Raw genomic sequence first — 23,550 nt, forward strand, 5'->3', positions numbered from 1 at the left:
GCCGTTGACGTGGATGCCGCTGGCTGGGGACGCACGCTAACGCGTGTGCCAGGCGGCTGGCAGCAATTGCCTTTTCGAGTGCCTCGTTCGGCACATGGCGGTGAGGCGGCAGTCTCGGGCGATTTGCTTCGATGCGATGTGGGTGAGGTGGATTTCTCGACGTAGCATCAGGCGGTTTATCGCTGCCGCCCGTCAGCCGTGCAGTCGCCGTGCCAGCGCTTGGCCGAGCCGCACCGGTGATTCCGCTTTCAGCGTCGGGTCGAACGCGGCTACGCCGGGCGGGAGCAGCACGATGACCGTAGAGCCATAGTTGAAGCGCGCCATCTCCTCGAATCGTTGCACTTTGATTCCCTTGCCCCGCCAGTCCTTGCGGGTGATGCGGTTTGCGTAGCGCGGGATCTCCACGCCGCTCCACACCGTTTCCACGCCCGACACCAATAGCGCGCCGACCATGACCGAGACCATCGGCCCGAAGTCGGTATCGAAATGGCAGACCAAGCGCTCGTTGCGCGCGAACAGCCGCGGTACGCTGCGCACCGCATCGGTGCCGACGCTGAACAACCGCCCCGGCACGTGCACGGTCTCGCGCAGGGTGCCGGTCCAGGGCATGTGCACGCGGTGGTAGTCGCGTGGCGACAGGTACACGGTGGCATACAAGCCATTGGCGAAGGGTGTCGCTGCCGCAGCGTCGCCGAGTAATTCCGCAGCGGTGAACGACTGGCCTTTGGCCTGAAAAATGCGCCCATCCTCGATCTGGCCGAGTTGACTGATGCGGCCGTCCGCCGGCATCAGCAGCGCCTGTGGATTGGCATCGGCGACACGTGCGCCGGGCTTCAGCGCGCGGGTGAAAAAGGCGTTGAAGGTGGGGTAGGCGCGCGCATCGGGCTGCGCGGCCTCGCTCAGGTCCACGCCGAAGCGGCGCACCACGGTGTCGATCAGCCATTGTTTCAGCGTTGGTTGCGACGAATAGGCCAGGCGCCGCGCCAGCGACGACAGCAGCCGGTGCGGCAGCACGTAAGTCAATCGGGTTATGAGGCTCATGGCGTGGTGGTCTTGGTCAGCGCTTGCAGATCGGCGGCGATCGCCGCCGCGTCGAACGGTGGGCGGATCAATCCAGCCTGCCGGCCCTGCGGATCGAGCACCGCGATCGCGGCGGAGTGGTCCATGCTGTAATCGTTGGGATTCTGCGCGAAATGCGTGCCGGGTACTTTTTGGAACACGAAGCCCAGCGCGGTGGCGAAGCGTTCCAGTTCGGGCATGTCGGCGGTGGCAGCGAGGGTGTCCTTGTGGAAGGCGCGCACGTACTGGCCCAGCCGCGCCAGCGTATCGCGCTGCGGATCGACCGAGACGAACAGCACCCGTGGGCGCAGGTTGTCCGGAATCGTCTGCCATTGCGCCTGCGCGCGGGCCAGGGTGGCCAGGGTGGTGGGGCACACATCCGGACAGGCGGTGAAACCGAGGAACACCAGCGTCCAATGGCCCTTGAGCGCGCTTGGCGTCAGCGCGCTGCCATCGGATTGGCGCAGATGGACGTCGGGCAGGGCGCGCGGTTGTGGGTACAGGCGCACGGTGAGGGTTTCCGGCCAGGCCGGGACAGGACTGCCGATGAAGAACCTCTGCGCCAGCAGCAACCCCAGGCCCGCGGCCAGGGCAACCACCAGGACGATGCCGAAGGTGCGGTTGAACATACGAATGCTGATTTCCCATGCAACGAACGCTCATCATAGCGTTCGGGCCTCTATAATCGGGGTCCGAATCGCCTTGCTTGTTGCCATGACTGCCGACGCGGCCGCCGAACTCCACACGCTCATCGACCTGATCCGCTACGGCACCAGCCGTTTCAACGCCGCCGAGTTGAGCTTCGGTCACAGCTACGACAACGCGCTGGACGAAGCCACGCATCTGGTGCTGAACGCGCTGCATCTGCCGCACGATCTGGGGCCGGCCTACGGCAGCGCGCGGGTCACCACGCCGGAGAAGGCGCAGGTGCTGGCGCTGTTCGAGCGCCGCATCGCCGAGCGCATCCCGGCCGCCTACCTGACCGGCGAAGCCTGGTTCGCCGGGCTGAGTTTCAAGAGCGATGCGCGCGCGCTGGTGCCGCGTTCTCCGATCGCCGAGCTGATCGAGGCCGGTTTCGAGCCGTGGCTGGCCGGGCGTGCGGTGAGCCGCGCGCTGGACTTGTGCACCGGCTCGGGTTGCATCGCCATCGCGATGGGCCATTACAACCCGAACTGGCAGGTGGATGCGGTCGACATCAGCGACGAGGCACTGGCGCTGGCCGCGGAAAACAAACAGCGCTTGCTGGCCGACAATGTCGCGCTGGTCAAGTCCGATCTGTTCGCCGGGCTGGGTGGGCGCCGCTACGAATTGATCGTCACCAATCCGCCTTACGTCACCCATGCCGAAACCGACGCATTGCCGCCGGAGTACGCGCACGAGCCGGAACTGGGCCTGCGTGCCGGCGAGGATGGCCTGGATCTGGCGCTCAAGATCCTGCGCGACGCGCCGGCGCATCTGAGCGAGGATGGGCTGTTGATCTGCGAAGTCGGTGAATCCGAGCGCGCGCTGGTGCAGTTGCTGCCGGAGGTGGACTTCGCCTGGATCGAGTTCAAGGTCGGGCAGATGGGTATTTTCGCGGTGGAACGCAGCGCGTTGGTGGCGCACCACGCGCGCATCGCCGCGCTGGCCGCGCATCGGTGATGCCACAATCATGAGCGCGAACAGCTTCGGTACCCTGTTGACCGTGACCACCTTTGGCGAATCGCACGGGCCGGCGATCGGCTGCGTGGTCGATGGTTGTCCGCCCGGGTTGGAACTGGATGCCAGCGAATTTACCCACGATCTGCAACGTCGTGCCAGCGGCAAGAGCCGGCATACCTCGGCACGGCGCGAGGCCGATGAGATCGAAATTCTGTCCGGTGTCTACGAGGGACGCACCACCGGCACCCCGATCGGTTTGCTGATCCGCAACACCGACCATCGCAGCAAGGACTACACGCACATCGGGCGCCAGTTCCGTCCGGGGCATGCGGACTACAGCTACTGGCAAAAATACGGCATCCGCGATCCGCGCGGCGGCGGCCGCTCTTCGGCACGCGAAACCACGATGCGCGTGGCCGCAGGCGTGATCGCGAAGAAGTGGCTGGCACAGCGCTACGGCGTGCGCGTGCGCGGGTATTTGGCCCAGTTGGGAGAGCTGCTGCCGCAGGGCTTTGCCTGGGATGCGGTGGAGGGCAACGATTTCTTCTGGCCACACGCGCCGCAGGTGCCGGCGCTGGAGGCGTACATGGATGCGCTGCGCAAGTCCGGCGATTCGATCGGCGCGCGGATCGCTGTGGTCGCCGATGGCGTGCCGCCAGGCTGGGGCGAGCCGATCTACGGCAAGCTCGATGGCGAATTGGCCGGCGCTTTCATGAGCATCAATGCGGTCAAGGGGGTGGAGATCGGCGACGGCTTCGCGGTGGTGACTCAGAAGGGCACCGAGCATCGCGATCTGATCGCACCGGAGGGTTTCCAATCCAATCATGCTGGCGGCGTGCTGGGCGGCATCGCCACTGGCCAGCCGATCGTGGCGTCGTTGGCGTTCAAGCCCACGTCCAGTTTGCGTTTGCCCGGCGCCACAGTGGATGTGGACGGGCAGACGGTGGACGTCATCACCACCGGCCGTCACGATCCCTGTGTCGGCATCCGCGCCACGCCGATCGCCGAGGCGATGATGGCGCTGGTGCTGATGGATCAGGCGCTGCGTCACCGCGCGCAGTGCGGCGATGTCGGCGTGGTCGGGCCGCGCATTCCCGGCGCTGGCGATGGCTGACCCGCGCCCGCGGGTGTGGGTCAGCCAGCCGCTGTTCGACGATGTCGTCGCACGGTTGGACGCGCATTGCGTGCTGACCACCACCACGACGGTGACCGCGTACACCCCGGCGCAACTGGCCGCGGCACTGGCGCCGCTGGATGGCGCACTGGTCACCCTCAATGAGCGCATCGGTGCCGCCGAGATCGCCGACGCACCGCGCTTGCGCGCCATCGCCAACGTTGGCGTGGGCTACAACAACCTGGACCTGGACGCGCTCAGCGCGGCCGGCATCGTCGCCACCAATACCCCCGATGTGCTCACCGAAACCACCGCCGATCTCGGCTTCGCGCTGCTGATGGCCGCGGCGCGGCGGATCACCGAGGCCGAGCGCTGGTTGCGCGAGGGGCGCTGGGGGCAATGGTCGTTCCAGACCATGCTCGGCGCCGATCTCCATGGCAGCACCCTCGGCATCCTCGGCATGGGCCGCATTGGCCAGGCCATCGCGCGCCGCGCCGCCGGCTTCTCGATGCGCGTGCTCTACCACAACCGCCGCCGCCTGCCGGAGCCGTTGGAACACGCGCATCGCGCCGAGTACGTCGGCTTTGACACGCTGCTAGCGCGTGCCGACCACCTGCTGCTGGTATTGCCATACAGCGTGCAGTCGCACCACATTGTCGATGCCACCGCGTTAGCCAAAATGAAGCCGACTGCGACCTTGGTGAACATCGCGCGCGGTGGTCTGGTCGATGAGCTGGCGTTGGCCGATGCCTTGGCGCAGGGGCGTCTGGCCGCAGCTGGACTGGATGTGTTCGAAGGCGAGCCGACGGTGCGCCCGGAGTTGCTGGCGCTGCGCAATGTGGTGCTGACCCCGCATATCGGCAGCGCCAGCGCGGTGACCCGTCGCGCGATGGTGGCGCTGGCGGTAGACAATTTGCTCGCCGCGTTGGGCATCGGTGCCAACGCGGGACGTCCGCCCAATGCATTGAACCTGGATGCGATCGCGACTGCGGTTTCGGTCGACGCAGCGTCTGCGATAGTGGACAAAAAACGATAGGGAACCTGCGGCGGTCCGTGCGATCCGCATGGCAGGTTCCCCGAATCCTTCTGACAGTACGGCGGTTTTTTCTCAACTTTTTCCTGTGAATCCAACACCTCCATGAGCAACCCAACTCGTCGTTTCAATGTCGCTGTCGTCGGCGCCACCGGTGCTGTCGGCGACACCATGCTGAGTATCCTCGCCGAGCGCGATTTCCCTGTGGCCACGTTGTTCCCGCTGGCGTCCGAGCGCTCCGCCGGCGGCCAGATCGAGTTCAAGGGCCAGAAGGTCACGGTGCTCGACCTGGCAACCTTCGATCCCACTGGCGTGGACATCGCGCTGTTCTCCGCCGGCGGCGATATCTCCAAGCAATACGCGCCGAAATTCGCTGCGGCCGGTGCGGTGGTGATCGATAATTCCTCGGCTTTCCGCTACGACGACGATGTGCCGCTGGTGGTGTCGGAAGTGAATCCGGACGCGCTCAAGCAACGCCCGCGCGGCATCGTCGCCAACCCCAACTGCTCGACCATGCAAATGATGGTGGCGCTGGCGCCGCTGCACCGCGCATTCAACATCGAGCGCATCAACGTGGCCACTTACCAATCGGTCTCCGGCGCCGGTCGTTCGGGCATGGAAGAGTTGGGCAAGCAGACCGCGCAGTTGCTGGCCTTCCAGGACATCGAGCCGCAGAAATTCCAGGCGCAGATCGCCTTCAACCTGATCCCGCATATCGATGAGTTCCTGGACAACGGCTTCACCAAGGAAGAGATGAAGCTGGTCTGGGAGACGCGCAAGATCCTCGGTGACGACAGCATTCAAGTGAATCCGACCGCGGTACGTGTGCCGGTGTTCTATGGTCACTCCGAAGCGGTGGCGATCGAAACCACGCGCAAGGTCACGCTGGAGCAGGCGCGCACGCTGCTGGCTGCCGCGCCGGGCGTAGAGGTGGTCGACGAGCGCAAACCCGGTGGTTACCCGACACCGGTAACCCACGCCTCCGGCAAGGATGCGGTCTACGTCGGGCGCATCCGCGAGGATATTTCGCATCCGCGCGGCCTCAACCTGTGGATCGTTTCCGACAACATCCGCAAGGGCGCCGCGCTCAACGCGGTACAGTTGGCGGAGTTGGTGGCGCAGGAGAACTAAATGCCTGGGGCGCACTCGGATTTGATCGCTTGCGTGCCTGCAGGGTGTATCCGTTGAGATGACGTATCACCAAGGTCAGGGCATCGGTCCTGGCCTGGCGTCTTTTCGGGTCTGGAGCCCCGCGTCCCGGCTTTCATATATATTTGGCCCCATGACACCAACGGGCAATGACGGGATGCGCCGAGGACTACGCTTGTTGTGTTGCCGCCTTGTCGGCGGCGATGCGTCGATCGCGCTTGGTGCCGGTCGTGCTTGGTGGACGCTGTGTGCGCTGCTGTTGCTGACATGCAGCCAGACGGCGTTTGCGCTGGGTCTTGGCGATATCCGCGTGTTGTCCAGGCCAGGCGAACCATTTCTGGCCGAGATCCCGGTGATCTCCAATCAGCCGGGCGAACTCGAGCAAGCGCAGGTGGCGCTGGCTTCGCCGGCAACCTTCGCGCGAGTCGGCCTGGAGCGTCCGCAAGGTTTGGTCAGCGAGCTGCAGTTCCGTTTCGCGCAGACCAAACAGGGCCGCGCGGTGATCCGTGTCACTAGCCGCACGCCGGTCGCGGCGCCGTCGTTGAGCTTTCTGATCGAGGTCGATTGGGGGCAGGGCCGGTTGGTCCGGGAATATTCCGCGTTAATCGACACGCCTAACACCGCCACGGCGGTCGATGCGCCGGCCATCAAGGCGCCGGCTGCAGCGCCGTCTGATCGCATTACCCGCCACGCATCCTCATCGGTGCCGCCGTCGGCGGGAGCGGCTGCTCAGGCGCCGGTACCGGCGAGCCGGGCGGTGGCACCAGCCGCCGCGCTAGTGGCCGCGTCTGGCGACGCGCTGGCGCCGGTGCGTGCCGGGCAAACTTTGTCGCAGATTGCCGGGCAACTGGCGCGGGGAAATGGCCATTCGCTTGACCAGACCATGGTCGCTTTGCTGCGCGCGAACCCGGACGCCTTCATTCGTGGCAATCTCAACCTGCTCAAGCGGGGCGCCGTGTTGCGTACGCCGCGTCAGGAAGATCTGGCTAGCCTGGATGCCGCCGCAGCGGCCGCGTTGGTGCGTGAGCAGGCCGCACAGTGGCGCGATGTTCGGGCATCGGTGCCGCAGCCTGCGCAGGCGCAGCAGGGCCGCGCGGCGTCAGCGACCAAGCCAGTCGCTGCGACGTCTGCCGCCGCATCCGGCGCACACCTTGAAATCGCGCCGGCAGTACCGGCGTCGCGCCGTGGGGCGGGAGCTAAGTCCGGCACTGGTGCTGGCAATGAAGGAGACATAGTGGCGACGCAACAATTGCAGCAGGCGCGCGAAGATCTCGCAGTGCGCGATGCCGAGGTTCAGGAACTGCGTTCGCGGGTCGAACAACTGGAAAAGCTCAAGACGCGGCAGCAGCAACTGCTCGCGCTCAAGGACAGTGACCTGGCTGTGGCGCAGAAGCGTCTGGCGCAAGCCGGACAGGCGCAGCCGGTACCTGTCCAGGGAGCAGCTGGGTCGTCGCTGTGGCTATGGGCTGGATTGAGTCTGTTGGTATTGTGCGTTGGCGCTTGGTGGCTTTCGCGCCGGCGTAAGCCCTCACCGTTGCCGCCCTTGTCGGAATACGACGACGAAGCGATGGCGCTGACGGCATCGGCACCTGTGGTCGCGCACCACGAGGTGGATGCACTGGAACTGCCGCCGCTGGATCATGTCGAGGGTATCGAATCGCACGGTTCCTTAGGCCTGCACGAGCCGAGTCCGGCTCCGGTTGCAGACGATCACCACCGCGCACAGCAAGAAGATGCTATGGATGCATTCGAGCGCGAGATGGCGCAACACGCGTATCGGCACGATGCGGTGGAGCCTGCGCCGTTTGCGCCGCCTATCGATCTCCATCGCGCCGATGCTGCTACTGCGCTCGAGCCGGTATCGGCGCAAACGCCGCTGCCCGCTGCCGAGGCGCCTTGGTCCCCGTCGCCCGCGCCGACCGCAGTCGGCCGGCAGGAACCGACCTGGCATCCGCCCGAGGCGCCGGTGGTCGCTGTGCCGGAATCGCCGTATCCGCCGGTCGGTCGCGAGCGACTGGAATTGGCGGTGGCATACATGGATCTGGGCGATCACGAGACTGCGCGCACTTTGCTGATCGAGGTGGCCGCCAACGGCGATCCCACCGCGCAAACGGAAGCTCGGCAGTTGTTGGAGCGTCTGGGTTGATGCATGCAGACGGCGCGCGGCGCCGTCCTGATGACATCGGGACGGTGGCAATGCGCTCATTTTTTTGTATGCCGGCTAGCGGCTTGCGTCATTCCGTGGCGAGACGGCAGCTTGCCGCTGTCGTTGGTGTGGATCCGGATGGCTTGGTTGGGCCGGTCCATGTGCGATGCGCGTCGACAGCGTTCGGCGATTGGCCAGCGTTGGCAGGGAGGCCGCCATGCGCTACGCGTTAGGCGTGGAATACGACGGCAGTGCGTTCCAGGGGTGGCAGCAACTTGGCGAATCCGGTGGCCCGAGCGTCCAGGCGACGCTGCAGGGGGCACTGTCGTCTGTGGCCGATGTGCCGGTGAGTGTGGTGTGCGCCGGTCGTACCGATGCCGGTGTGCATGGCGAGTGCCAGGTTGTGCATTTCGATTGCGCTGCGCTGCGGCCCCCACGTGGCTGGATGTTGGGTGCTACGGCGCGCTTACCGCCCTCGGTGTGCGTGCGCTGGTGCGTGCCGGTCGCAGACGATTTCCATGCGCGGTTTTCCGCGCGTGCGCGTCGTTACCGCTACCGTCTGCTCAACCGCCAGGTGCGTCCAGCCTTGTACCGGCAGACGCTGAGCTGGGAGCGGCGGCCACTGCAGGTCGAGGCGATGCATATCGCCGCGCAGGCGTTGCTGGGCGAGCAAGACTTCAGCGCGTTCCGCAGCGTACAGTGTCAGGCACTGCATGCGCGTCGCGAATTGCAGTCGATCGTGGTCACTCGCAACGGTGAACTCGTCGAGTTCCAGCTCCAGGCCAATGCATTCCTTCATCACATGGTGCGCAATATCGTTGGGTCGCTTGTCATGGTCGGAACGGGCGAAAAGCCGGTGTCCTGGATTGGCGAACTTCTATCCGGACGCAATCGCCGTATCGCCGGTCCGACCGCGTCGCCGCAGGGGCTGGTCTTCGTCGGTCCCCTCTATCCCGCCCATTGGACGCTTCCGGATGAGGTCACCCTATGAATCGAACCTTATATCGCACTCGCATCAAGTTCTGCGGCATGACCCGTGCCGGCGACATCCGCCTTGCAGGCGAATTGGGCGTGGATTCGGTCGGGTTTGTGTTCGCCCATGGGAGTTCGCGGCGTGTCGCGCCGACCGAGGCGCGGGCGATGCGCCAGGCGGCTGCGCCGATGGTGGATGTTGTTGCACTTTTTCGCGACAACACCAAGGATGAGGTGCGCGAGGTGCTGCGCACGTTACGTCCGACTCTGTTGCAGTTCCACGGCGTTGAAGACGATGGTTTTTGCCGCAGTTTCAACCTGCCGTACTTGAAAGCGGTGCCGATGGGTGGCGGCGAGTTCAATGCGCGCACGCTGCAGTTGCAGTTTCCCAACGCTGCCGGGTTTCTGTTCGACAGCCATGCCCCCGGCGAAAGCGGTGGGTCGGGCAAGACATTCGATTGGGCGCGACTGCCGACCGGGCTGCATCGGCCGTTGCTGCTCGCTGGTGGCATTACCGGCGACAACGTCTTCGATGCGATCGTCTCCACGTTGCCGTGGGGTGTAGATGTCTCCAGTGGTATCGAAAGTCAGCCCGGGATCAAGGACGGGAACAAGATGCGCCGTTTCGTCGAGGAAGTCCGCCGCGCCGACTGCTACGAATTGGCTCAGAGTCGCTGAGTGCGACAGCGTCCGCCGCGTGACGCGGCGGACGCGTCACGCGGCCGCTTGGTTCGCGTCGTAAATTTGCAGTGCGACGCGTTGGTGTTGGCGCTTCACCTTCGCAGTTCGGCGGTCAGCCAGCCGGCCAATGCTTCCACTCTGGGGTCTTGCCGTTCGCGTCGCGTGCACAGCGCCCATTGTCCAGCGGTTTCGACGAAGCCCCATGGTGCCAGCAGGCGTCCGTTGGCCAAGTCGTCGGCGACCAGTGGTTGTGGCGCGATTGCCACGCCGATCCCGGCCAATGCCGCTTCGAGCAGGTAGTACAGATGCTCAAAGCCGGTGCCGTAGTGCAACTGCGCCGAGCTCATGCCTTGTGCCTGAGCCCAGGCTGGCCAGGCCTGTGGCCGCGAGGCGGTATGCAGCAGCGGCCACTGCAGCAGTGCCGTCGGTGTCGCTGCACACAGCGTCTGTGCCTGCGGCAGCGCCGGGCTCAGCACCGGACCGATCCGTTCCGGCGCCAGTACGTGAACCTGCCAATCCTGCGGCCATGGTGCCTGACCCAACAACAGCACTGCATCCAGTCCCTCCAGATCGGTGGCGAATTCGCCTTCGTGTGCGGACAAGTGCAGGGTGAGAGCGGGCAAGTCGCGCTGCAGTGCCTGCAGGCGCGGGATCATCCAGCGGGCCAGGATGCTGCCTGGACAGCCCAGCACCAGCGCCGACGGCCGGCTCGGCTGGCGCAGTTCGGCCACGGTGTCGTGCAAATGGGCGAAAGCGGTGCCGACTGCTTCGCATAGGCGTTCGCCGGCGGCGGTCGGGCGAATACCGCGCCCCTCGCGGCGCAGCAGTGCCAGTCCCAGGTCCTCCTCCAGCAAGCGCACCTGGCGGCTTACCGCGCCATGGGTGACGTGCAGTTCTGTCGCCGCGGCACCGACGCTGCACAGTCTTGCGGTCGCCTCGAATGCGCGAAGGGCGTTGAGCGAGGGCAGGCGGCGCGGGGTATTCATGTGAATTTTCCTGACATATATGGTCAGATTTTATAGGTTTTTGTGCATTGAAATGTGCGTTAAAGTGTTCGCTTGCTCCCGCTGCCCAGCTACTGCCATGGCCTCTGTTCCCGTCAGTGACTTCCACGCCTATCCCGATGCCGCCGGCCATTTCGGTCGCTATGGCGGTCGTTTCGTCGCCGAGACCCTGATCGGCCCGCTGCAGGAGTTGGCCGCGGCCTACGATGCCGCGCGCCAGGATCCCGCGTTCATCGCCGCCTACGACAAGGATCTGGCCCATTACGTCGGCCGGCCCAGCCCGATCTACCATGCCGAGCGGCTCAGTCGCGAAGTTGGCGGTGCGCGGATCCTGCTCAAACGCGAAGACCTCAATCACACTGGCGCGCACAAGATCAACAACACCATCGGCCAGGCCCTGCTGGCCAGTCGCATGGGCAAGACCCGCATCATCGCCGAGACCGGCGCCGGCCAACACGGTGTGGCCAGCGCCACCGTGGCCGCGCGGCTGGGGCTGGAGTGCGTGGTGTACATGGGGGCCACCGATATCGAGCGGCAGAAGATCAACGTCTACCGGATGAAGTTGCTTGGCGCCACGGTGGTGCCGGTGACTTCCGGTTCGGCCACGCTCAAGGACGCGCTCAACGAGGCGATGCGCGACTGGGTGACCAACGTGCAGGACACCTTCTACATCATCGGTACCGTCGCCGGTCCCGATCCGTATCCGCGCATGGTGCGCGATTTCAACGCCATCGTCGGGCGCGAAGCGCGCGCGCAAATGTTGCAGGACTACGGTCGCCTGCCGGATGCGATCAGCGCCTGCGTCGGTGGCGGCAGCAATGCCATCGGTCTGTTCCACGCCTTCCTCAACGATGCTTCGGTGAAAATTTACGGTGCCGAAGCCGCTGGCGACGGCATCGCCAGCGGTCGCCATGCCGCCTCGATCGCGGCTGGGCGTCCCGGTGTGCTGCATGGCAATCGCACTTACGTGATCTGCGACGACGATGGGCAGATCATCGAGACCCATTCGGTGTCCGCCGGCCTGGACTATCCGGGCGTCGGTCCTGAGCATGCCTTTCTGGCCGACAGCGGTCGTGCCACCTATCAGGGCATCACCGACGACGAGGCACTGGCCGCGTTCCATCTGCTGGCGCATACGGAGGGCATCCTCGCTGCACTGGAGTCCAGCCACGCGGTTGCACAAGCGATCAAGCTGGCGCGGGAGTTGCCTAAAGACGCGCTGGTGCTGTGCAACCTGTCCGGTCGCGGCGACAAGGATGTGCACACCATCGCCGCGCGCGAAGGGTTGACGCTGTGAGCGCGCTTGCCGCGATGCCGCACTGTGCCGCGTGGTCGATCATTGGCGATGGTGCGGAGAACGAGAACATGCCGGGAGAAGGCAACGTGGAAACGAGGTGTTGCAGCATTGAGGACGTTGTGGCGTGCGTCGGAGGCCGTCCGTGAGCGTCGCGGTGGGGCGCATCGCCGCGCGGTTGGAGGTGTTGCGTCAGGCTGGGCGCAAGGCGTTGATTCCGTTCGTGACCGCCGGTGACCCGTCGCTGGAGGCGACCGTGCCGGCGATGCATGCCTTGGTCGAGGCCGGTGCCGACGTGATCGAATTGGGCGTGCCGTTTTCCGATCCGATGGCCGATGGTCCGACCATCCAACGCAGTTCCGAGCGCGCGTTGGCACGCGGTGCCGGGCTGCGCTACGTGCTGGATACGGTCAGTACATTCCGCCGTGACGACATGGTCACGCCTGTGGTGCTGATGGGCTATCTCAACCCGGTCGAAATCCACGGAACTGCGCGTTTTGCCGAGGAAGCGGTCGCCGCCGGCGTGGATGGCGTGCTGTTGGTCGATTTGCCGCCGGAAGAGTCGGTCGAGACCCTGGCGGTGTTCGCCGATGCCGGTCTGGATTTGATCGTGCTTGCCTCGCCAACCACCAGCGATGCGCGCCTGAATCTGCTGTGCGATACCGCGCGCGGTTACCTCTATTACGTCAGTTTCGCTGGCGTGACCGGCGCCGACCGGCTGGATACGCATGCCGCCGGGGATCGGTTGCGCCAATTGCGGGCGCGTTGTCCGGTGCCGGTGGTGGCCGGCTTCGGCATCAAGGACGCGGCCAGCGCTAAGGCCATGGCGACCGATGCCGATGGCGTGGTGGTTGGCAGCGCCCTGGTCGCCGCCTTGGCCGAGGCCGCGACTCCGCAGGCGGCGCGCGCCGCTGCCCTGGCGTTCCTGGCGCCCTTGCGACAGGCGTTGGACGCGCACGGCTAGACCGCCGTATTACCGCCGGATCCGTGCGGGTCCGGCCGGGGGGCTTGCCACCCAGGCCCGCGCCCTGCGCTAGACTGTCGCCCCTTGGCGGCCCGACGGGCCGCGCGACTGGATCGTCATTCCGCATGAGTTGGCTCAGCAAATTGATGCCCTCGGGCATCCGTACCGATAACACGCCCGGCAAAAAACGCAGTGTTCCCGAAGGTCTGTGGGAGAAGTGCCCCAACTGCGGCGCTGCGCTGTACCGGCCGGAGCTGGAAGAGAATCTGGAGGTGTGTCCCAAGTGCGACCACCACCTGCCGATCCGCGCGCGTGCGCGCCTGGCGGCGTTATTCGATGCCGACACCGCGCCCACCGAGATCGGTGCGCGTCTTGGGCCGACCGATGCACTGAAGTTCAAGGATCAGAAGAAGTACGGCGAGCGCATCAAGGCCTCGCAGAAGAGCACCGGCGAATACGATGCGCTGGTCGCGATGCAGGGCCTGCTCAAGTCGCAGCCGTTGGTCGCCGCGTCGTTCGATTTCGCCTTCATGGGTGGCTCGATGGGCTCGGTGGTGGGCGAGCGGTTCGCGCTGGCCGCCGAGACCGCGCTGAAGATCGGTGCACCGTTCGTGTGCTTCTCCGCCAGTGGCGGTGCGCGCATGCAAGAAGGGCTGTTTTCGCTGATGCAGATGGCTAAGACCTCCGCTGCGCTGGGGCGCCTGCGCGAGGCAGGTCTGCCGTATGTGTCGGTGCTGACCCATCCGACTACCGGTGGCGTGTCGGCCAGTTTCGCCATGTTGGGCGACATCAATATCGCCGAACCGCATGCGTTGATCGGCTTCGCCGGCCCGCGAGTGATCGAGCAGACTGTGCGCGAGACCTTGCCCGAAGGCTTCCAGCGTGCGGAGTTCCTGCTCGACCATGGCGCGATCGACCAGATCTGCGACCGCCGTGAACTGCGCGACCGCCTGGCCGAACTGCTGGCGATGCTGATGCGTCAACCGGCGCCGGCGAAGACGGAGGCCGCATGAAGGTGGGGACCCGAGACCCGGGTCCCGGGGGCGGCGGTTTCTCGCAGCGGATGCATCGCACAAACAGCGCACGCGCGTTCATCGCTAGCAGCGCTGTGCGCTTTTCCCGCTGGGTCTCCAGTTCCGAGTCCCGAGTCCCGGCTTTATGAGCGTGCGCAAGTATTTCGGCACCGATGGCATCCGTGGTCGGGTTGGGCAAGGGGCGATTTCTGCGGATTTTGTGATGCGCCTGGGCAACGCGCTGGGCAGGGTATTGGTGGCCGCGGGCAATGCGCAGCCGACCGTGGTGATCGGCAAGGACACGCGCATTTCCGGGTACATGTTCGAGTCGGCGCTGGAGGCTGGCCTGGTCGCGGCAGGCACCAACGTGCAGTTGTTCGGTCCGATGCCGACGCCGGCCGTGGCGTTCCTGACCCGCACGCTCGGCGCCGATGCCGGCATCGTGATTAGCGCCTCGCACAACCCGCACTACGACAACGGCATCAAGTTCTTTTCCGCCGAGGGCGAGAAGCTCGACGATGCGACCGAGCAGGCGATCGAAGCGGCGCTCGACGCGCCATTCGCCACGGTGGAATCCGAGCGTCTGGGCAAGGCGGTGCGCGCACGCGATACGATCGGCCGCTACATCGAATTCTGCAAGGCCAGCGTGTCGCGCGGTTTTGACTTGCGCGGGCTGAAGCTGGTGCTGGACTGCGCGCATGGCGCGACTTACCACATCGCGCCGCTGTTGTTTAGCGAACTGGGCGCGGAGGTGATCGCCATTGGCGCGGCGCCGGACGGTCTCAACATCAACGCCGGCGTCGGCTCGATGCACATCGACACCCTCGCCGACAATGTGCGCGCTCACGGCGCACACCTGGGCATCGCCTTCGACGGTGATGGCGACCGCGTGCTGATGGCCGACGACCAGGGCAATCCGGTCGATGGCGACGATCTGCTATATGTGCTGGCGTGCGGCTGGCACGCCAGTGGTCGCTTGCGCGGACCGGTGGTTGGTACGCTGATGACCAACTATGGATTGGAGAAGGCGCTGGCGCAGTTGCAGTTGCCGTTCCTGCGCGCCAAGGTCGGCGACCGTCACGTGCATCAGGCGCTGGTCGAACACAGCGGCATCCTCGGTGGCGAAACGTCCGGGCACATGCTGTGTCTGGATCGGGCCACCACCGGCGATGCCATCGTGAGTGCACTGCAGGTGTTGGAAGTGCTCAAGCGCTCCGGCCAGACCTTGCGCAAGGCGCTGGAGAATTTACGCAAAGTGCCGCAGCAGACGATCAACGTACGCCTGCAGCCGGGGGCGCGCCCGCTGGAGGCGATTAGCGTGCAGGCGGCGCTGGCGGCGGCGCAGGCGGCAGTGCAGGGGCATGGACGTGCCTTCCTGCGCGCTTCTGGCACCGAGCCGGTGGTGCGGGTCACGGTCGAAGCCGACGATGTCGGGTTGATGCGCCACACCTTGGATGCGCTCGTCGAGGCGGTCCGTGACGCGGCGTGAGTCGATCCTCATCGCCATCTTCGTGGTGATCGCCAAGGCGGCCACGTTTTACTTGCTGTATCGCCTATTGCGTTGATGGCGGTGTTTGTCTCCTTAATTTTGCGACGATGACCATTGCTGCCATGACCGCACGCATTCCCATCTTGGACATCACCCGTCTGGACAGCGACCGCGACGCCTTCGTCGCCGAACTGGGCGCGGCGTATCGCGAGTGGGGGTTTGCAGGCATCCGCAACCACGGCATCGCACAGGCGCAGATCGATGCCGCCTATGCTGTATTCAAGGCGTTCTTTGCTTTGCCCGAAGCGGTCAAGCGCAAATACCAAGTGCCTGGTGCTGGCGGCGCTCGCGGCTACACCCCTTTGGGCGTGGAGACCGCCAAGGGTGCCCAGCATTTCGACCTTAAGGAGTTCTGGCATATCGGTCGCGAGATCGCTGACGATTCCAAGCATCGTCTAGTGATGCCGCCCAACCTGTGGCCGAGCGAAGTGCTGGAGTTTCGCGCACAAGGTTATGGCTTGTACCAGGCGCTGGATCGGCTCGGCGCGCGGGTGCTGTCCGCGCTGGCGCTGCATATCGGTCTGCCCGAGCATTATTTCGTGGACAAGACCGACTCGGGTAATTCGATTCTGCGCCCGATCCATTATCCGCCGATCACCGCCGACGACATCCCCAACGTGCGCGCCGGCGCGCATGAGGACATCAATCTGATCACATTGTTGGTCGGCGCCAGTGCCGCCGGTCTGGAGGTGAAGTCCAGGCAGGGCGAATGGGTGCCGTTCACCTCCGATGCCGATACCATCGTGGTCAACATCGGCGACATGTTGCAGCGGCTGACCAATCATGTGTATCCCTCAACCACACATCGCGTCGTCAATCCGCCGGGGGAGCAGGCACGCACGCCGCGTTACTCGGTCCCGTTTTTCCTGCATCCTAACCCAGACTTCCTGATCGACGTGCTGCCTGCGTGCGTCAGTGCCGACAATCCCAATCGCTATCCTGAGCCGATCACCGCGCAGGGCTATCTGGAAGAGCGCCTGCGCGAGATCAAGTTGAAGTAACCCCGCCCGCAACGCTCCGTGCCGCTGTCGGGACGCCCGCCGGCCGGAAACGGCCTCAAGCCGGGTCCGGTCAATGCCGATATCGCTTGCAGGTCGCCCTCGATGCGCCGTCCGGGTGGTCCGGGCGCTGCCAGCCGGGCACGTAGAGAGGCTACGATGACAAGGCGGACGGGATCCTTCTGGCGGCAGGGCCGCCGCTGCTGGCTCGCAGTTGTGCTTGGGCTGGCCGAGTTGCCGGCAGCGGCCACGCCGGTCACGGTGGTCGTAGCCGATGCCGCCGGGCCGCTGGCCGACGCCGTGGTCAGCCTGCAACCGGCCGCGCCGGTACGCCAGGCCTCGCCGGCGGCGTCGGTGACGGCGACGATGGATCAGGTCAACTCGCAGTTCGTACCCGCGGTGCTGGCGGTGCAGGTCGGTAGCTTGGTGCGCTTTCCCAACCGCGATCAGATCCGCCACCAGGTTTATTCCTTCTCGCCGGCCAAGCGCTTCGAGCTGCCGCTGTACCAGGGCAGCACTGCCAAGCCGGTGCGCTTCGAGCAACCGGGTTTGGTCACGGTGGGCTGCAACATCCATGACTGGATGGTCGGCTACGTGATGGTGCTCGATACCCCGTATTTCGCGGTGACCGGCGCCGATGCGCAGGTGCGACTGGATGTGCCGCCCGGCGCATACGAACTGCGGGTGTGGCATCCGCGCCTGAGCGGCGCCAGCTATTCGCAGCCGCTGCAGGTGGCGCGCGCGCCGCTGCGCCAAGCCGTGCTGCTGTCCACGCACGGGCCGGCGCCGGTCGTCCCGGAGGATCCGCGCATTCGCGCGCTGCAGGACAAGTTTCGTCGCAGCCAGACGGCGCCGACGCGATGAAGCCTTTGCGGTTGCACACCCGCATCGCCGCGCTGCTGGTGCTGGTGGTGCTGGCGGCACAGGCGCTGACGTTCCTGGCCGTACACGTGGCGACCCAGCGCAGCGTCGCCGCGCAACTGGACGACGAACTGCGCACCGGCGAGCGTGTGTGGCAGCGCATCGACCAGCGCCGCGACGAGCAACTGCTGCAGGCCGCCTCGGTGCTCGCCGACGATTTCGGTTTCCGCGCCGCGGTGACCAGCGGCGACGTGCCGACCATGCAGTCGGCGCTGCGCAACCATGCCGCGCGCGTGCGCGCGCCCAGTGCTCTGCTGCTGTCGGCCGACGGCCAGTTCCTGGCTGGGCTGTCGGCGCTACCGCAGGCGCAACAACTGCGTACCGTGCAGCCGCTGCTGCGGCAGGCGCAGCGCAACGGCAGCGCGGTCGGCTTCGTGGTGCTGGACCGGCGCCTCATGCGTCTGGCGGTGGTGCAGGTGTTGGCGCCGCAACGGGTCGGCTGGGTCGCGATTGGCGGGGAATCCGGCGCCGAGCTCGGCCAGGACTTCATTAGCACCACCGGGCTGGACGCGACCTTCTTCACCACCCAGGGCGCGCAGCAGGTGCTAGCCTCGACCCTGGATCCGCTGCGGGCCGCGCAGTTCCAGCAGCAGTTGCGGCACACGGCGCTGGCGCCGGCGGCCGCGCAGCCACTGTTGCTCGGGCAGGCGCGGTACCTCGTGCGGGTGCGGCCGGCGTCCGACGACGGCCGCGTCATGGTCGCACTGCAGGCCTCGCTGGACCGCGCCGATGCGCCATACCGCCTGCTGAAGCTGCGTATCCTGATCCTGGCCGGCGTGGCCACGCTGGCCGCGCTGGTCGCGGCGATTTTCCTGGCGCGTGGGGTCAGCCGCCCGGTCGCGCAACTGGTCGCGGCGACGCGGCGCATCCAGCACGGCGACTACCAGACGCTGCTGCCGCTGCACGCCAGCGCCGAGTTGACCGAACTGGCCAGCAGCTTCGGCGCCATGCAGCGCCGCATCGCCAGCCGCGAACAGGACATCCTGCACCAGGCGCGGCACGATGCGCTGACCGGACTGCCCAACCGCACGGCGCTGCTGCAACACTTGCAGAGCGTGGTCGAGGCGTGCCAGGCCGATGGCACCACCGCGGCCGTGCTGGTGCTTGACATGGAACGTTTCAAGGAACTCAACGACAGCTTCGGCCATGATTTCGCCGACCAGGTGCTGGTCCACACCGGGCGCCGGCTGGAACAGGCGGTGCGTGCGCCGGATCGGGTCGGCCGGCTCGGTAGCGACGAATTCATGGTGGTGCTGGCGCGCTGCGATGCCACCGTGGTGGACGCCTACGCCGCCGAGTTGCTGGCGCAACTGCGGCAACCGCTGAGTCTGCCGCAGGCGGGGATTCTGGCCGATGCCAGCATCGGCATCGCACTGATTCCCGCGCATGGCGCCGATGCCGACACCCTGATGCGCCGCGCCGACATCGCCCGCCAGCAGGCACGGCAATTCGGCAGTGGCGCATCCGTGTACCGCGACGGGCAGGACGAGCAGCACCTGCGCCGCCTGCGCCTGACCGGCGACCTGCACCAGGCGATCGCGCGCGGCGAGATGTCGCTGCGCTTCCAGCCGAAGATCGGCCTGGCGCGCGGTGAGGTCGAACAAGTGGAGGTGTTGTTGCGCTGGCAGCATCCGCTGCTCGGCCTGATCGGGCCGGACGAGTTCATTGCGTTGGCCGAGCACTCCGGGATGATCCAGCAGCTCACCCAGTTCGTGCTCGACGAGGCGATGCGCCAGCAGGCGCTGTGGCGTGGCCAGGGCCTGGATCTTGGCCTGGCGGTGAACCTGTCGGCGTTGGACCTCAACGATCCGGGCCTGCCGGCCTTCGTCAGCGGCTGCCTGGCGCGGCACGGTCTGCCCGCGCCGCGCCTGACCTTGGAGCTGACCGAAAGCGCGCTGATGCGCGATGTCGAGCACGCCCTGCATATGATGCAGCAACTGCGCCGTTGCGGCGTGCGCCTGTCCATCGACGACTTCGGTACCGGCTATTCGTCGCTGGCGCAGCTCAAGCGCATGCCGGTCCAGGAGCTGAAGATCGACAAGAGTTTCGTGTTGCAGCTGGCTGCGGGCAGCGACGACGCGGTGATCGTGCGCAGTACCATCGACCTGGGACACAACATGGGCATGAAGGTGGTTGCCGAAGGCGTGGAGCATGCCGCGGCCGAGGCCTTGCTGCGCAGCTACGGCTGCGACGTGGCGCAGGGCTATCTGTATGCTAAGCCGCTCGACCAAGCCGCGTTGCTGGCCTGGTGCGCGCAGCGCGCGGAGGCGGGCGCGGTAACGCCGGCCCCGATCATGGAGATGTCCCGATGACCCGAACCCGACTTCCACGAAGCGTGTTGCTTGCGGTTGCGGCCTTGTTGCCGGGGCTGGCCTGGGCCGGGCAGGGACGCCTGCTGGCCACCGGCGGCGCCTCCACCGTGGAGGGCAGCGGCGGCGGCGGCATCGTGCCGTGGGCGACCTTGTCCGGCTACGGCACGCGCGATCAGGATGGTGCGGTGCTGTTCGCCACGCATGTGGACAGCGGCGATTACCGGCTGGACGTGCAGGGTGCGGCGCTGACCCTGGGCAACCGCCTGGAACTGTCGCTGGCCCGGCAGCGCCTGGACCTGGGCACGTTGCAGCGGCGCCTGGCGCTGCCGTGGAACGCGCTCGGCCAGGACGTGGTCGGCGCCAAGCTGCGGCTTGGCGGTGACCTGGTCTACGGGGCCGCGCCGCAGGTGGCGCTGGGCGTGCAGTACAAGCGGCTGCGCGACGGCACGCTGCCGCTGGCGATCGGCGCGCGCGCCGACCATGGCACCGACGTCTATCTCAGCGCCGCCAAGCTGTGGCTGGACGCGGCCGGCGGCTACCAGTTGCTGGTCAACGGCACGGTGCGCGCCACCCGCGCCAACCAGACCGGATTGCTCGGTTTCGGCGGCGACCGCGGCAATGCGTATCGGCTGATGGCCGAGGCCAGCGTTGCGGTAGTGCTGGATCCGTCCTGGGTGCTGGGTCTGGAATACCGACAGAAGCCGGACAACCTGGGATTCGCCCGCGAGCACGCCTGGGCGGACGCGTTTGTGGCATGGTTCCCGAACAAGCGCGTGTCCGTGGTCGGCGCCTGGGCCGAGCTCGGGGACGTGGCCACCCTGCGCGATCAGCGCGGGCCCTATCTCTCTCTGCAGGTGGCGTTCTGACATGGTCCGGCCGATGCGTGTACTGATCCCGATCCTGCTGGCGACGGCGGCGCTGTTGGTTGGCTGCGCTAGCGCTCCGCCGCCGCCGCGCACGCTGTACGCCGACCTGGGCGGCCAGCCTGGCATTGATGCGCTGGTGGAGACTCTGCTGTCGCGCATCGCCGACGACCCGCGGATCGTCCAGCACTTCGCTCGGGTCAACATCGTGATGCTGAACCAGCGCCTGGTACAGAAGTTCTGCCATCTCAGCGATGGCCCGTGTGCCGACACTGCCAAGCCGATGAAGCAGGCGCACCAGCATCTGTCGATCCACGAGGCGGACTTCAATGCGCTGGTCGAGGACCTGGTGTGGGCGATGGACCAGCGCGGCATCCCACGCCGCACCCAGAACCGGCTGCTAGCAAGGCTGGCGCCGCTGCACGGCGATATCGTCAACCAGCCCTAGGGTCGTGCCGGGCTTCCCGCTGCCCGGCGCAGTATTCGGTGGCGGCCGCCGCCGCACGGGCAGGCCGTGCGCTATTCCACCGATCTGATGCGCCGCGAGCCGCGGCGCATCAGGCGCAGCAGCAGGGCGTTGGGCAGCAGCGCGGCCATCCCGAGCAGTGCGCGATAGAGCGTGCCCGGCACCACGCGGACCTTGCCGTGTTCGGCGCCATCGATCCCGGCACGGGCCACTGCGGCGGTCTGCAGCCAGACCCAGCGTGGCAGTTTGTCCATACGTTCGCGGGTGCCGGTGACGTCGTGGAACGCGGACCAGGTGAAGCCTGGGCACAGCGCACAGACCTTGACCCCGCGGTCGGCGTTCTCCAGCGCCAGCGATTCGCTGAAGCGCAGCATGAAGCTCTTCGCTGCCGCGTACAGGGTGTGGCCGTCGGCGCCGGGGACCAGGGCGGCGAACGAGGCCACATTGAGGATGCGGCCATGACCGCTGGCGCGCAGTGTCGGCAACAGGCGCCAAGTCAGTTCGCAGACCGCAGCGATCATCACCTGCAGGAATGCGGCGTGTACCGTCCAATCCTGGTTGGGGAAGCGGCCCGGTACGCCATAGCCGGCGTTGTTGACCAGGATCCGTACCGGCAGCCGGCGTCGTTCCAGTTCCGCGACGAGCGCAGCTGGCGTTGTCGGGTCGGCGAGGTCGGCGACCAGGACTGCCACCGGCACCTGTGGCCGCAGTTCCTCCGCCAGCGCCTGTAGCCGTGCCTCCCTGCGTGCGCTCAGGATCAGCGGGATGCCACGTCTGGCGTATTCGCGGGCGATTTCGCGGCCAATGCCGCTGGATGCGCCGGTAATCAGGGCGTAGCCGGGAGGCGTGGGCATGGCGGTCTCGGGTCGGGGGGCGGGGACGGGAGGATGACTGACCTTGGTGCCGCATCGGCTATTCTCTGGGCACTTTTAGCCGAGAAATGCGCCGATGCGACGCAAGATCGTAGCTGCAAATTGGAAATTGCATGGCACTCGCCAGGGCGCTCACGCGCTGCTGCAGGCGGTGGTCGCAGGCTTGTCCGGTGATGCGGTGGAGGTGGTGATTCTGCCGCCATTGCCGTATCTGGCTGGCCTGATCGAGGCGTTCCAGCGTCGCGAGTTGTGTTTCGGAGCCCAGGATGTCAGCTGCAACGTGCAGGGTGCCTATACGGGCGAGGTGTCGGCGGCGATGCTGGTCGATGTCGGTGCCGACTATGGGTTGGTCGGGCATTCGGAGCGGCGCCAGTATCAACACGAGAGCAGTGAGCTGGTGGCGCGCAAGTTCGCCGCGGCCATTGCTGCCGGGCTGCGCCCGATCCTGTGCGTGGGCGAGACCCTGGAGCAGCGTCAGGCCGGGCAGACCGAGGCGGCCATCGCCGCGCAACTGACGCCGGTGCTGGCCCTGGTCGGCGGGGAGGGCTTCGCCAACGCGGTGATCTCCTACGAGCCGGTGTGGGCGATCGGTACCGGGCGCACCGCCAGCCCGGCGCAGGCGCAGGCGGTACATGCCTTCATTCGTGGCGAAGTGGCTGCCCGCGATGCTAGAATCGCAGATTCGCTGCCCATCCTGTATGGCGGCAGCGTCAAGCCCGACAACGCCGCGGAGCTGTTCGCGCAGCCCGATGTGGATGGTGGGCTGGTCGGCGGTGCCTCGCTGGTTGCCGCGCAATTCCTGGCCATCGTGCAAGCGGCGGCCGCCTGTTAACCGAGCTGTCGCCGCTGGTTGTCGCTCGTAATTCAAGTCGTACTGTCTGGACGGATCTCGAAATGCTGATTGTCATCCTCAATGTGGTGTACGTGTTGGTGGCGATCGCCATGATCGCGCTGATCCTGATGCAGCGCGGTGCCGGTGCGGCGGCGGGCTCGGGGTTCGGTTCGGGTGCGTCCGGCACCGTGTTCGGGTCGCGTGGTGCGTCCAACTTCTTGTCCAAGACGACCAAGTGGCTGGCGGTGGCGTTCTTTGCCATCAGTCTGTTCATGGCTTGGTACGCTGCTCACAGCGCGCAACCGGCCGACGCCAACCTGGGCGTGATGTCGCAGGGCGCGTCCCCGGTGCCGGCCGCGCCGGCCGGCGAATTGCAGATTCCGCAGGCGCCATCGTCGGCGCCGGCCGTGGCGCCGCCCGCCGCCCCGGCAGCGGGGAAGGTGCAAGAAAAGTCGCCCGCCCCATCGCAGAAACACTGAAGACGGTTACACTATGCTGCGCGGCGGGATTGCCGCGCATGTGATGCAGGCCCAGGTGGCGGAATTGGTAGACGCACTACCTTGAGGTGGTAGCGACTTAGGTCGTAGGGGTTCGAGTCCCCTCTTGGGCACCATTGTTTGGCTGCGGTTTTTTGTGCGAAGGGGCGTTGCGCCTTTGCCCAGGAAAT

The 23,550-nt window shown here is 66.3% G+C and carries 22 protein-coding genes and 1 tRNA gene; 19 read left to right on the forward strand and 4 right to left on the reverse strand.

Annotated features, from left to right (window positions below; all coding sequences use genetic code 11):
* Positions 1-192 precede the first annotated feature (192 nt).
* Together asd and XaFJ1_RS04605 are read right to left on the reverse strand one after the other, a co-directional pair.
* A complete protein-coding gene (gene asd / locus XaFJ1_RS04600; protein WP_012915503.1) occupies positions 193-1,041 on the reverse strand; it encodes an archaetidylserine decarboxylase in 849 nt (282 codons plus the stop codon).
* Entirely contained in the window at positions 1,038-1,688 is a 651-nt protein-coding gene (locus tag XaFJ1_RS04605) for an SCO family protein (RefSeq protein ID WP_012915504.1), read from the reverse strand. The genes asd and XaFJ1_RS04605 overlap by 4 nt, the downstream gene beginning before the upstream one ends.
* A gap of 85 nt (positions 1,689-1,773) precedes the next feature.
* Between XaFJ1_RS04605 and prmB the strand changes: the two genes are divergently transcribed.
* The 7 genes from prmB to XaFJ1_RS04640 all read left to right on the forward strand — a co-directional run bounded on the left by prmB (position 1,774) and on the right by XaFJ1_RS04640 (position 9,792).
* A complete protein-coding gene (prmB, locus tag XaFJ1_RS04610; protein WP_045756762.1) occupies positions 1,774-2,700 on the forward strand; it encodes a 50S ribosomal protein L3 N(5)-glutamine methyltransferase in 927 nt (308 codons plus the stop codon).
* Between the two features lie 10 nt (positions 2,701-2,710).
* Positions 2,711-3,814, forward strand: coding sequence for a chorismate synthase (gene aroC, locus XaFJ1_RS04615; protein ID WP_012915506.1), 1,104 nt, complete (start codon positions 2,711-2,713; stop codon positions 3,812-3,814).
* Positions 3,807-4,850, forward strand: a complete 1,044-nt coding sequence (locus XaFJ1_RS04620) for a 2-hydroxyacid dehydrogenase (RefSeq protein ID WP_012915507.1) — start codon at positions 3,807-3,809, stop codon at positions 4,848-4,850. Before aroC ends, XaFJ1_RS04620 begins: the two co-directional genes overlap by 8 nt.
* Positions 4,851-4,952: 102 nt before the next feature.
* A complete protein-coding gene (locus XaFJ1_RS04625; RefSeq protein ID WP_012915508.1) occupies positions 4,953-5,978 on the forward strand; it encodes an aspartate-semialdehyde dehydrogenase in 1,026 nt (341 codons plus the stop codon).
* 175 nt (positions 5,979-6,153) lie between these two features.
* On the forward strand, positions 6,154-8,142 hold the full coding sequence (locus XaFJ1_RS04630) for a type IV pilus assembly protein FimV (RefSeq protein WP_012915509.1): 1,989 nt from the start codon (positions 6,154-6,156) through the stop codon (positions 8,140-8,142).
* Between the two features lie 217 nt (positions 8,143-8,359).
* Positions 8,360-9,133 carry a tRNA pseudouridine(38-40) synthase TruA gene (gene truA / locus XaFJ1_RS04635; protein ID WP_012915510.1) on the forward strand — a complete coding sequence of 258 codons (774 nt, stop codon included), beginning with the start codon at positions 8,360-8,362 and terminating at the stop codon, positions 9,131-9,133.
* Positions 9,130-9,792 carry a phosphoribosylanthranilate isomerase gene (locus XaFJ1_RS04640; RefSeq protein ID WP_012915511.1) on the forward strand — a complete coding sequence of 221 codons (663 nt, stop codon included), beginning with the start codon at positions 9,130-9,132 and terminating at the stop codon, positions 9,790-9,792. Before truA ends, XaFJ1_RS04640 begins: the two co-directional genes overlap by 4 nt.
* A gap of 95 nt (positions 9,793-9,887) precedes the next feature.
* Here the strand turns inward: XaFJ1_RS04640 and XaFJ1_RS04645 are convergent, their stop codons facing one another.
* Positions 9,888-10,781, reverse strand: a complete 894-nt coding sequence (locus tag XaFJ1_RS04645) for a LysR family transcriptional regulator (protein ID WP_012915512.1) — start codon at positions 10,779-10,781, stop codon at positions 9,888-9,890.
* Positions 10,782-10,878: 97 nt separating this feature from the next.
* Here XaFJ1_RS04645 and trpB point away from each other — a divergent pair, with 97 nt between their 5' ends.
* The 9 genes from trpB to XaFJ1_RS04690 all read left to right on the forward strand — a co-directional run bounded on the left by trpB (position 10,879) and on the right by XaFJ1_RS04690 (position 21,161).
* Positions 10,879-12,096, forward strand: a complete 1,218-nt coding sequence (gene trpB, locus XaFJ1_RS04650) for a tryptophan synthase subunit beta (protein ID WP_012915513.1) — start codon at positions 10,879-10,881, stop codon at positions 12,094-12,096.
* A gap of 142 nt (positions 12,097-12,238) precedes the next feature.
* Positions 12,239-13,057 (forward strand): tryptophan synthase subunit alpha, encoded by an 819-nt coding sequence (gene trpA, locus XaFJ1_RS04655; RefSeq protein ID WP_012915514.1) that lies wholly within the window; start codon positions 12,239-12,241, stop codon positions 13,055-13,057.
* A 125-nt stretch (positions 13,058-13,182) separates the two neighbouring features.
* Positions 13,183-14,070, forward strand: a complete 888-nt coding sequence (gene accD, locus XaFJ1_RS04660) for an acetyl-CoA carboxylase, carboxyltransferase subunit beta (protein ID WP_012915515.1) — start codon at positions 13,183-13,185, stop codon at positions 14,068-14,070.
* 145 nt (positions 14,071-14,215) lie between these two features.
* Positions 14,216-15,559, forward strand: a complete 1,344-nt coding sequence (gene glmM, locus XaFJ1_RS04665; RefSeq protein ID WP_012915516.1) for a phosphoglucosamine mutase — start codon at positions 14,216-14,218, stop codon at positions 15,557-15,559.
* 122 nt (positions 15,560-15,681) lie between these two features.
* Positions 15,682-16,620 (forward strand): isopenicillin N synthase family dioxygenase, encoded by a 939-nt coding sequence (locus XaFJ1_RS04670; RefSeq protein ID WP_012915517.1) that lies wholly within the window; start codon positions 15,682-15,684, stop codon positions 16,618-16,620.
* Positions 16,621-16,776: 156 nt separating this feature from the next.
* Positions 16,777-17,481: a methylamine utilization protein gene (locus XaFJ1_RS04675; protein WP_012915518.1), complete on the forward strand. Its 705-nt coding sequence runs from the start codon at positions 16,777-16,779 to the stop codon at positions 17,479-17,481.
* Positions 17,478-19,850, forward strand: coding sequence for a putative bifunctional diguanylate cyclase/phosphodiesterase (locus XaFJ1_RS04680; RefSeq protein WP_012915519.1), 2,373 nt, complete (start codon positions 17,478-17,480; stop codon positions 19,848-19,850). Before XaFJ1_RS04675 ends, XaFJ1_RS04680 begins: the two co-directional genes overlap by 4 nt.
* A complete protein-coding gene (locus XaFJ1_RS04685) occupies positions 19,847-20,716 on the forward strand; it encodes a DUF3034 family protein (RefSeq protein WP_012915520.1) in 870 nt (289 codons plus the stop codon). Before XaFJ1_RS04680 ends, XaFJ1_RS04685 begins: the two co-directional genes overlap by 4 nt.
* Before the next feature lie 13 nt (positions 20,717-20,729).
* Complete coding sequence (locus XaFJ1_RS04690; RefSeq protein ID WP_155393071.1) at positions 20,730-21,161, forward strand: group 1 truncated hemoglobin; 432 nt, start codon at positions 20,730-20,732, stop codon at positions 21,159-21,161.
* Positions 21,162-21,232: 71 nt separating this feature from the next.
* Here XaFJ1_RS04690 and XaFJ1_RS04695 read toward each other — a convergent pair whose 3' ends face one another.
* A complete protein-coding gene (locus tag XaFJ1_RS04695) occupies positions 21,233-22,033 on the reverse strand; it encodes an SDR family NAD(P)-dependent oxidoreductase (RefSeq protein ID WP_012915522.1) in 801 nt (266 codons plus the stop codon).
* 94 nt (positions 22,034-22,127) lie between these two features.
* Here XaFJ1_RS04695 and tpiA point away from each other — a divergent pair, with 94 nt between their 5' ends.
* The 3 genes from tpiA (at position 22,128) to XaFJ1_RS04710 (ending at position 23,496) form a co-directional block, all read left to right on the forward strand.
* A complete protein-coding gene (gene tpiA / locus XaFJ1_RS04700) occupies positions 22,128-22,883 on the forward strand; it encodes a triose-phosphate isomerase (protein WP_012915523.1) in 756 nt (251 codons plus the stop codon).
* A gap of 62 nt (positions 22,884-22,945) precedes the next feature.
* Positions 22,946-23,362 (forward strand): preprotein translocase subunit SecG, encoded by a 417-nt coding sequence (gene secG / locus XaFJ1_RS04705; RefSeq protein WP_012915524.1) that lies wholly within the window; start codon positions 22,946-22,948, stop codon positions 23,360-23,362.
* 49 nt (positions 23,363-23,411) lie between these two features.
* Positions 23,412-23,496: transfer RNA gene (locus XaFJ1_RS04710), tRNA-Leu, on the forward strand.
* Positions 23,497-23,550 lie beyond the last annotated feature (54 nt).

This window comes from Xanthomonas albilineans (genome assembly GCF_009931595.1).
Classification (GTDB): domain Bacteria; phylum Pseudomonadota; class Gammaproteobacteria; order Xanthomonadales; family Xanthomonadaceae; genus Xanthomonas_A; species Xanthomonas_A albilineans.

Bases quoted from the DNA above. Each gene is read 5' to 3' on its own strand.
- prmB (WP_045756762.1), top strand. From the start codon at position 1,774: ATGACTGCCGACGCGGCCGCCGAACTCCACACGCTCATCGACCTGATC.
- truA (WP_012915510.1), top strand. From the start codon at position 8,360: ATGCGCTACGCGTTAGGCGTGGAATACGACGGCAGTGCGTTCCAGGGG.
- XaFJ1_RS04675 (WP_012915518.1), top strand. From the start codon at position 16,777: ATGACAAGGCGGACGGGATCCTTCTGGCGGCAGGGCCGCCGCTGCTGG.
- XaFJ1_RS04625 (WP_012915508.1), top strand. From the start codon at position 4,953: ATGAGCAACCCAACTCGTCGTTTCAATGTCGCTGTCGTCGGCGCCACC.
- XaFJ1_RS04605 (WP_012915504.1), bottom strand. From the start codon at position 1,688: ATGTTCAACCGCACCTTCGGCATCGTCCTGGTGGTTGCCCTGGCCGCG.
- XaFJ1_RS04695 (WP_012915522.1), bottom strand. From the start codon at position 22,033: ATGCCCACGCCTCCCGGCTACGCCCTGATTACCGGCGCATCCAGCGGC.
- glmM (WP_012915516.1), top strand. From the start codon at position 14,216: ATGAGCGTGCGCAAGTATTTCGGCACCGATGGCATCCGTGGTCGGGTT.
- XaFJ1_RS04620 (WP_012915507.1), top strand. From the start codon at position 3,807: ATGGCTGACCCGCGCCCGCGGGTGTGGGTCAGCCAGCCGCTGTTCGAC.
- XaFJ1_RS04645 (WP_012915512.1), bottom strand. From the start codon at position 10,781: ATGAATACCCCGCGCCGCCTGCCCTCGCTCAACGCCCTTCGCGCATTC.
- XaFJ1_RS04680 (WP_012915519.1), top strand. From the start codon at position 17,478: ATGAAGCCTTTGCGGTTGCACACCCGCATCGCCGCGCTGCTGGTGCTG.
- secG (WP_012915524.1), top strand. From the start codon at position 22,946: ATGCTGATTGTCATCCTCAATGTGGTGTACGTGTTGGTGGCGATCGCC.
- XaFJ1_RS04685 (WP_012915520.1), top strand. From the start codon at position 19,847: ATGACCCGAACCCGACTTCCACGAAGCGTGTTGCTTGCGGTTGCGGCC.
- trpB (WP_012915513.1), top strand. From the start codon at position 10,879: ATGGCCTCTGTTCCCGTCAGTGACTTCCACGCCTATCCCGATGCCGCC.
- XaFJ1_RS04630 (WP_012915509.1), top strand. From the start codon at position 6,154: ATGCGCCGAGGACTACGCTTGTTGTGTTGCCGCCTTGTCGGCGGCGAT.
- aroC (WP_012915506.1), top strand. From the start codon at position 2,711: ATGAGCGCGAACAGCTTCGGTACCCTGTTGACCGTGACCACCTTTGGC.
- tpiA (WP_012915523.1), top strand. From the start codon at position 22,128: ATGCGACGCAAGATCGTAGCTGCAAATTGGAAATTGCATGGCACTCGC.
- accD (WP_012915515.1), top strand. From the start codon at position 13,183: ATGAGTTGGCTCAGCAAATTGATGCCCTCGGGCATCCGTACCGATAAC.
- XaFJ1_RS04670 (WP_012915517.1), top strand. From the start codon at position 15,682: ATGACCGCACGCATTCCCATCTTGGACATCACCCGTCTGGACAGCGAC.
- XaFJ1_RS04690 (WP_155393071.1), top strand. From the start codon at position 20,730: ATGCGTGTACTGATCCCGATCCTGCTGGCGACGGCGGCGCTGTTGGTT.
- asd (WP_012915503.1), bottom strand. From the start codon at position 1,041: ATGAGCCTCATAACCCGATTGACTTACGTGCTGCCGCACCGGCTGCTG.
- XaFJ1_RS04640 (WP_012915511.1), top strand. From the start codon at position 9,130: ATGAATCGAACCTTATATCGCACTCGCATCAAGTTCTGCGGCATGACC.